Raw genomic sequence first — 1598 nt, 5'->3', positions numbered from 1 at the left:
GCTCGATCGCCTCGGCCATCAGTTCGTCCATGGTACGACGGATCTGATGGTCCGACTGGTTGACACCGGCCTCGTCGAAATCCTTGCGAATCTTGCGGAAGACGTCGTGGTCGCCGGCTTCCTCGATGTCGGCGACGACCACCTGCTTGGCATAGGCCTCGGCGTCAGTGCCGGACTTGCCGAGCTTTTCGGCCGCCCACAGGCCAAGCGCCTTGTTGCGGCGGGCGGAGGCCTTGAAGCGAAGCTCCTCGTCGAAGACGAATTTGCGCTCGAAGCCCTCTTCTCGGTCTTTCATGCTGCTCATGGCATCCCTCCGGTCAAATCCGATTCGCTTAGGCGTAAATCATGTGTGTTCCCGAAGCACAAACCAAAAGGCCGCGGGCCGGTCAATATGCTACATCACTTGCTGCGCTGCGGCATTTCATTCCCGAAAGCGGTTAATTCGAAGGATTTGCCGATTGAGCAAACCATGTGATTGGGATAGACACCGGCATTGAACACCGCCGTTGCCATACTAATTTAGGCAGACGGACAGGAACTGGTCGCTTGCCGCCTGCCCGGAAATCCAGAGAAAAAATCAAATGAAAAATCGCCGCCGCATTTATGAAGGCAAGGCCAAGATCCTCTATGAAGGACCTGAGCCGGGGACGCTGATCCAGTTTTTCAAGGACGACGCTACCGCCTTCAACAAGAAGAAGCACGAAGTGGTCGATGGCAAGGGCGTGCTCAACAACCGCATTTCCGAGCATATTTTCAACCATTTGAACCGCATGGGCATTCCGACCCATTTCATCCGGCGGCTCAACATGCGCGAGCAGCTGATCAAGGAAGTCGAGATCATTCCGCTTGAAGTCGTAGTGCGCAACGTCGCCGCCGGCTCGCTGTCGAAGCGCCTCGGCATCGAGGAAGGCACGGTGCTGCCGCGCTCGATCATCGAATTCTACTACAAGGCCGACGCGCTCGACGACCCGATGGTGTCGGAAGAGCACATCACCGCTTTTGGCTGGGCGAGCCCGCAGGAGATCGACGACGTCATGGCGCTGGCCATCCGCGTCAACGACTTCCTCTCCGGCCTGTTCATGGGCGTCGGCATCCAACTCGTCGATTTCAAAATCGAGTGCGGCCGCCTGTTCGAGGGCGACATGATGCGCATCGTCGTCGCCGACGAGATTTCGCCGGATTCCTGCCGGCTGTGGGACGTGAACACGCAGGACAAGCTCGACAAGGACCGTTTCCGCCGCGATATGAGCGGACTGGTCGAAGCCTATCAGGAAGTCGCCCGCCGCCTCGGCATTATGAACGAGAACGAGCCACCGCGCCCAACTGGACCGGTGCTAGTCGCCTCCACCGAGCCGCCCAAGGGCTTGAAGCACTAACTGCCAGACCGGACTTGCCCGTGGCGGCGAAACCGGCGCAAGCCGCACTGATTTCTCAGGAGTATCGATGAAAGCCCGTATCACCGTCACCCTCAAGAATGGCGTTCTCGACCCGCAGGGCAAGGCGATCGAGCATGCGCTGTCCGGGCTGGGCTTTGATGGGGTCGGATCGGTGCGCCAGGGCAAGGTGTTCGACGTCGAGCTTGCGGGGACCGACAAGGC

The 1598-nt window shown here is 59.2% G+C and carries 3 protein-coding genes; 2 read left to right on the top strand and 1 reads right to left on the bottom strand.

Going from position 1 to position 1598, the window contains the following annotated elements; translation table 11 throughout:
- Positions 1–304: DUF1476 domain-containing protein (locus tag EOA33_RS35025; RefSeq protein WP_145989497.1), on the bottom strand; the 304-nt coding region annotated here is incomplete at its 3' end.
- A 277-nt stretch (positions 305–581) separates the two neighbouring features.
- Between EOA33_RS35025 and purC the strand changes: the two genes are divergently transcribed.
- Together purC and purS are read left to right on the top strand one after the other, a co-directional pair.
- Entirely contained in the window at positions 582–1376 is a 795-nt protein-coding gene (gene purC, locus EOA33_RS35020; protein WP_127407672.1) for a phosphoribosylaminoimidazolesuccinocarboxamide synthase, read from the top strand.
- Positions 1377–1443: 67 nt separating this feature from the next.
- The coding region (purS, locus tag EOA33_RS35015; RefSeq protein ID WP_127407671.1) for a phosphoribosylformylglycinamidine synthase subunit PurS at positions 1444–1598 on the top strand (155 nt) is incomplete at its 3' end.

This window comes from Mesorhizobium sp. M4A.F.Ca.ET.050.02.1.1, from assembly GCF_003997725.1.
In the GTDB taxonomy this organism is placed as follows: Bacteria; Pseudomonadota; Alphaproteobacteria; order Rhizobiales; family Rhizobiaceae; genus Mesorhizobium.
Note: the sequence above shows the minus strand (reverse complement) of the source record. Positions and strands in the feature narration are given on the sequence as shown.

Coding starts and splice junctions, on each gene's coding strand:
- purC (WP_127407672.1), top strand. CDS start 582: ATGAAAAATCGCCGCCGCATTTATGAAGGCAAGGCCAAGATCCTCTAT.